Raw genomic sequence first — 6,000 nt, forward strand, 5'->3', positions numbered from 1 at the left:
GGTGGCTTGAGGTGCTGCTTCTCTATAAGACTGTCAGTCAGGAACGGCGGTTCTTCGATTGAGAACCCTCAGTATACGGTGGGAACGTCGAAGACGGCAGTCGGAGTGCGTGCAGGAGTTCGGATATTGCCGTTCAATACAGGACGCTGAGTACAGGTTCTCAGACCCGTTGGTTGACTTCGGGCATGATCGATTGCCCAATCGCCTCATGACGGGCGAGGGTACTTCCATTCGGATACTCCGGTTGTCAACTATCTCTGCTGAGAATTGGCCGGCTAACCTTTGCTCAATGGGATCCAAGGAAACCGTCAAGCCAAGCTGCGTTTTTAACCACTAATCCTGACAATCAAAGTTATAAAGCATTCGAAGGTGCCCAGAGCAAACATACTAGAATTACTATCGAATGGATGCGGATCTGCCCGAGGACGTCTAAGCTGGGTGGTCCGACCACCATGTCAGGGGGAACAAAGTGGCCAGTCAGTTCAGATACGAAGTAGACATCGTCCTCGTCATCGACGCAACAGGCAGCATGCATCACCTCCTGGATGAGGTGAAGGCGAACGCCTTGCGCTTCCACGATGACCTTCAGGCCGAGATGTTCGCGAAGGACAAAGAAATCGACAAGCTCCGGGTGCGCGTCATTGCCTTCCGGGATTTCTGGTACGACGAAGAGCCGCTGGTCGAATCTGACTTCTTCGTAATGCCTGATGAAGCAGAAGCGTACTCACGCTTCGTTCAGGGAATCGTCGCCAGTGGCGGCGGCGACGAACCCGAGTCCGGGCTCGAGGCCCTGGCCGCAGCCATCAATTCTCCTTGGGCTACCGGCGGTTCGAAGAGGCGGCAGGTCATCGTCCTGTGGACCGATGCAAGTGCTCACGCCCTGGAGAGGGCCCAGACAGGTTCTCCCCCGGCATACCCCGCCGGGCTGCCCAAGGACTTCGACGAACTGACTGACTTGTGGATGGGCCAAGGGCCGATGTCAGCGCCTGCCCGGCGGCTACTGATGTACGCGCCCGACGCGACCCCTTGGAGTAGCATCGGCTCCTACTGGGATCAAAACGTCCACTACATGTCCCGTGCTGGAGAGGGCCTTCAGGAAGTTGACTACAAGGCTGTACTGGACGCTATCTCGCAGTCGGTATGACCGCGAACGGTGCAGGAGCGGGATGGTTACCCCAGGAGCCGACGTCAGAGACACCGGCACATTCCTTTAGATATTCGGACGGCCAACCCTTGATCGGTCCAGATCCAGATCCCTCGGTCCGGCTGGTTCCGGATCGAGTTCCCACGGATGCGCCCGACATGACCGAGCGGATGTCGCCCGGTTGCCTGGAAGTGGCAGAATCGCGTACGGGGACCAAAACGGGTGGCCCGGGAACCGTCCCGTTTATCGGGACTATCGACTTGCCCAAGATCATCGATAACGGCGAGGACGCGCCTGCTATCGCCCTCGGCACTGCCGACCGGGAGCACGGCGTGCTGGCGGTGTGCGACGGCATGGGCGGCGCTGGCTCCAGGCGCGTGCTTGTCGACGGCCTCGAGCGCAGCGAGGCTTGGCACGCCGCACGTCTGGCAGGTATGTCAATCGAGCGTTGGGTCAGATCGGACGGGTTCTCTTTCACCGACCCTGACATGGAGTCACTCGAGGCTGGGATTGATGAATCCCTGCAAAGAGCAGCCCGACAGCTTCCGCAGCGCAACCCTGCTCTGAAGAGCAAGATGATCCGCACCCTCCCGACCACCTTGACGCTCGCGCTGTGGAACACCAAGATTGACGGCTCGGTAAGTGTTACCGCGGCATGGCTGGGGGACAGCCGCCTGTACGGGATGTCGCCGCAGACCGGGCTCTTTCAAATAACCGTCGACGACGCAGCAGGAAAACCCGACGCGCTCGAAAGCCTGCGGACCGACCCTCCTCTAACAAAATGCGTCAGCGCGGACGGACCGACGCGCTTGCACCGGGGCCGGATTATCTTGCCCGAACCGTCAGTTCTATTCGCCGCCTCCGATGGATTCTTCGGATACGCCAAAAGTCCCCTGCATTTGGAAGCGGAACTGCTGAAAGCCCTGTGGAGCCACTCCGATTGGGATGGATTTTTGGCCGCGCTTAAGAGATTCGCCAGACAAACAGCTGCTGACGATGTGTCCGTTGCCTTGGCACTTCTCGGAACGGACAGCTGGACGGAATTCCGGGCGGGGTTCCAGGATCTTGTAGAGGCGCGTTGCTCTCAACTACAGCAGCTCGACCTTCAAGACGCACACGCCGCGCGGCTCAGAGAACTAGGACGTGAGGCCACTGAACTAGCCCGTGAGGCCACGGAACTGGCCGAAGCCTCCCTCGAGCAGGCCTGGCGGCGGAGAACCAAGAGCTATTACCGCCATGCCTTGTCGGAAGGCCCAGCCAATGGATGAGTTGTTGAAGGGTTACCGCCCGACGGAACCGTTCCGCGTGGCCGGCGGCGGCCAGTGCGAGTGGACCATTGCTGAAAAGGGGGGCCGTCCCTACTTCATCAAGAAATTTCTCCATCCCAAGTTTCCAGTAGAAGGTTCGCCAGGTTCGTCACAAACGAAGGAGCGTCAACGCCACCAGTGCGAAATCTTCGAATCCCACCAGCGCTCAGTCATGAAGGCGCTCCATCCGCTGGTGGGATCCGGGGGGAACCTTGTCGTACCGACCGATTTCTTCAGAGTCGGGACGACCTATTACAAGGCAGCGGACTGGGTAACAGCTAACGTTGCACCAGAAGCGGTCGCAGAGATCCCTCTGCAGGCCAGGATCATCGTGTTACTCACCCTAAGCGCCAGCCTCAGGATCCTGCATGGAGAGAACTTGGTCCACGGGGACATCAAGCCGGCCAATATCCTCCTCACACAAACCGGCGAACGATACATCAGCAAGCTAATCGACTTTGACGATTGCTTTCGGCCTGGTTCTGTGCCGGATCCGGAGTCCTTGGTCGGCGACTTCAAATACTACTCGCCAGAATTAGGGGAATATATCTCCAGTGACGACGGTGGCGAGAAACTTGCGGTGGCACTGACGACCAAATCCGACATCTACGCGCTAGGCCTTGTATTTCACCAGTTCATCACCGGTAAGACGGTCGCCCTGCCCGGGCTATACAAAACATCCTGGCAGGCCTCGCTGGATGGCCAACGACTCGAACTGGCAATGGACGTATCGCCGCGCTTGGAAGACCTGATCAAGAACATGCTCGAGCGCGAGCCCAGCAAGCGACCTTCCGCAGGAGAGGTATTCGACAGATTGAAAGACGTACAGCGCGACCTGCGGAGCGGGTCGTCGCCGTCCCCCAGCTTCACGCGAACTTCACGACCCGAAGCGGCTCGGCCAATAGTGGCGCCGCACCGCGACGATCCGGGTGACGTAGTTCCGAAAACGTCCCCGGGCTCAAGCCGCTTGAAGATCAACATGTCCCGCAGCAGTACCCCGTTGTCTTCATCGGAAGAGAGCGCCGACGGGAGAATCGTCGAGCCCACGGCCGGCATGATTCCCAGACCGCGGCTGACGATGAAGGGACTGCATCGGATGCCAGTGGACGAGGAAGGGCCCGGCGGGTCTTAGCATTGTGGATTTGCCCTTATTGCCATCACAGCAATTCACCGGATAGGCCGGCTTGCGAGGTTTGCGACCGGCTGTCTGCCTCTGTCTGTGCCCTGCTGCCACCGGGCTTGATCGGCACTTCATGTACCGGGACTGTCGAGAATATCGTCGGTGGCGGCTACATCGTGAATGTCGGCGATGGAATCCGGGCCTTCCTTCCTCACAGCAAGGCCGGCTTGGAGCGAGGCACACCCTCATTCGTACCAGGCCGGGAGATAGATGTCGTCGTGACGGAGGTGCAGCCTCGTCGACGAAGCGTCGTCCTCTCGCGGCTCCCTATTATAAAGACACGGCGAGAGGCAGCAATGTCAGCACTGGCTCCAGGCGACATCGTCGTCGGCCGGGTCGAAGGCATAGCGAAATTCGGAGTCTTCGTTTCCATTGCCGGCACACGCGGTCTGATTCACAGATCGGAACTGTCCTGGGATCAAAATCCGGTGCTGGATGTTGTACACGTGGGCGAAGAGTTGGAACTCGAGGTACTCCGGCTCGACCTCGACCGCGGACGGATCTCGCTTTCACGGCGTAAACGCCTGCTCCCTCCACTGCAATACGCGAAAAGGAACTGGCCCGTCGGAACGACGATGAGGGGCGAAGTAACGGCCATCAAATCGTACGGCGCATTCGTGCGCCTGCCCGTGCCCGCAGAACTCGGGCGCCTCGCCGGGCTGGTTCACATCTCGGACATGCCATATGGATACGCCGTGGAACCGGCCGAGTTTGTTTCTCTTGGAGAGCGTGTGGATGTCAGCGTTCTTTCCTACGACGTTGACCGTGTCAAACTATCAATGAGGCGCTAGCCACCTCCCTGAACAGCAAAGTCCGAGAGGACTGACGCGGCCTTGACGGCCTGCGAAACCGCACAGTTGGCAGCACTGCCGGCAAAGTGCGCACCCGGCCGTCAACGCATCTCCAACTAACGAGCCATGGTCGCACAGACAATCTCGCCTGGATATGAGCCAACGCAACGCGACTTAGAGGTTCCGCCGATAGGTGGGGTCATGGGCGTCGCTTTGGCCGGGTGTCCCAGCGGTGGGTGGTCCAGGTTTCGCGGATGAGCCGGCGGATCACGATGATGCTGCTGGCCAGAGCAATGAACGCCTTGATCACCGGGATGCGCCGGTCGGTACAGAGCGCCAGTTTTTTGAAGCCGCGGTTGTGCCAGGAGTTGGTGCGTTCGACCACCCAGCGCTTGCCGACCTGGATCGGGGTGGGGATGCCCTTGGTGGCGACCTCGCCCTCGCATCCGAGTTCGGCGAACAGGTCCCGGGTCCTGACCGAGTCGTAGCCGGCGTCCAGGTGCACGGTGATCCGCTCAGGCAGGGCGAAGCCGAATCTGGACAGTCCCTCGAGGATGGGGCGCAGCAGGGGCGAGTCGTGCCGGTTGGCCGCGGCGACCTCGGCGTGGAGCGGGATGCCCTTGCCCTCGACCAGCACAGAACGTTTGGCTCCCTGTTTCCCGCGGTCCACCGGGGATTTTCCGGAGGCTTCGCCGCCGCAGGTGACCTTTGACGATGCATCCGTCCACGGCCAGGTCCGCCAGGTCCAGGCCCGCGACCCGGTCGTAGGATTCCAGGCTGATCTGTTCGAGGTCCTCGAAAATGCCCGCGGCGATCCATTCGTCGCGGCGCCGCCGGATGTTGGTCGCCGAGCACTTCGAGTCGGCAATCTTCTCGTAGGAGGCCCCGAGCACGAGGACCTGGAGCAGTTTCTCGAACACGGTCCGGTCCGGGACCCGCGGCCGGTGGCACTCCAGCGGGTGGGCATCCGCCACCGGCGGGATTAGGGCCTCGAACTGGCTCCAGAGGGGTTTCATGACGGAGATGGAACGGCAGGCACAAGCACTCCTGGCAAAACGCGAATCTGAACAATCCGTGTTTAACAGGGCTTGTGCCTGCTTCGTTAATCCGGCCTGGGCCTACCTATCGGCGGAACCTCTTAGCAACCAGGTCCGTTTGCCAATTCCTGGCGAGGGCCTGCGGCTGTTGGGCGACGGTCCCGCTCATGTGTGCCGGGCCGCCAGCGGGCCCGCCGGCGACCTGCAGGTTCCGGAACAAGGTCTGGAACCCGGGAATAGCCGGCCTTGGACACGGCACCTGCACGCTGTGAACAGATAGTTAGGCAACGGGCAGACCGGGACCGGGTAACTTATTCCACTCCCCGGGCAGGGCAGGGAGCTTACGCTCCCAAGCCTGTCGGGACTCGCGGAACGCGCAGGATCTGTCAAATGACTGATGCCGGTTCCGGTCGTTGAGTTCCTGGCCGGTTTAAGCCGGTTTTAATCAGCCTTCGCAGTCGCGGCAGAACTTCTGGCCGTCCTTCTCCCGGGCCACCTGGGACTTGTGGCGGACCAGGAAGCAGGAGGCGCAGGTGAACTC

Annotated in this window: 5 protein-coding genes and 1 pseudogene; 4 read left to right on the forward strand and 2 right to left on the reverse strand. The window is 60.5% G+C overall.

Annotated features, from left to right (window positions below):
• The first annotated feature begins 469 nt into the window (after positions 1 to 469).
• The 4 genes from HGG74_RS15635 to HGG74_RS15650 all read left to right on the forward strand — a co-directional run bounded on the left by HGG74_RS15635 (position 470) and on the right by HGG74_RS15650 (position 4,422).
• A complete protein-coding gene (locus tag HGG74_RS15635; protein WP_168487830.1) occupies positions 470 to 1,144 on the forward strand; it encodes a vWA domain-containing protein in 675 nt (224 codons plus the stop codon).
• A gap of 158 nt (positions 1,145 to 1,302) precedes the next feature.
• Complete coding sequence (locus tag HGG74_RS15640; protein ID WP_168487832.1) at positions 1,303 to 2,412, forward strand: hypothetical protein; 1,110 nt, start codon at positions 1,303 to 1,305, stop codon at positions 2,410 to 2,412.
• Positions 2,405 to 3,583 carry a serine/threonine protein kinase gene (locus tag HGG74_RS15645; RefSeq protein ID WP_168487834.1) on the forward strand — a complete coding sequence of 393 codons (1,179 nt, stop codon included), beginning with the start codon at positions 2,405 to 2,407 and terminating at the stop codon, positions 3,581 to 3,583. Before HGG74_RS15640 ends, HGG74_RS15645 begins: the two co-directional genes overlap by 8 nt.
• Positions 3,584 to 3,690: 107 nt before the next feature.
• A complete protein-coding gene (locus HGG74_RS15650; protein ID WP_168487836.1) occupies positions 3,691 to 4,422 on the forward strand; it encodes a S1 RNA-binding domain-containing protein in 732 nt (243 codons plus the stop codon).
• A 199-nt stretch (positions 4,423 to 4,621) separates the two neighbouring features.
• Here HGG74_RS15650 and HGG74_RS15655 read toward each other — a convergent pair.
• A pseudogene (locus tag HGG74_RS15655) lies at positions 4,622 to 5,461 on the reverse strand (IS5 family transposase).
• A 443-nt stretch (positions 5,462 to 5,904) separates the two neighbouring features.
• On the reverse strand, positions 5,905 to 6,000 hold a 96-nt coding region (locus HGG74_RS15660), incomplete at its 5' end, for a DUF4193 family protein (protein WP_168487838.1).

The sequence above is a fragment of the Arthrobacter mobilis genome, assembly GCF_012395835.1.
GTDB classification, from domain to species: Bacteria; Actinomycetota; Actinomycetes; order Actinomycetales; family Micrococcaceae; genus Crystallibacter; species Crystallibacter mobilis.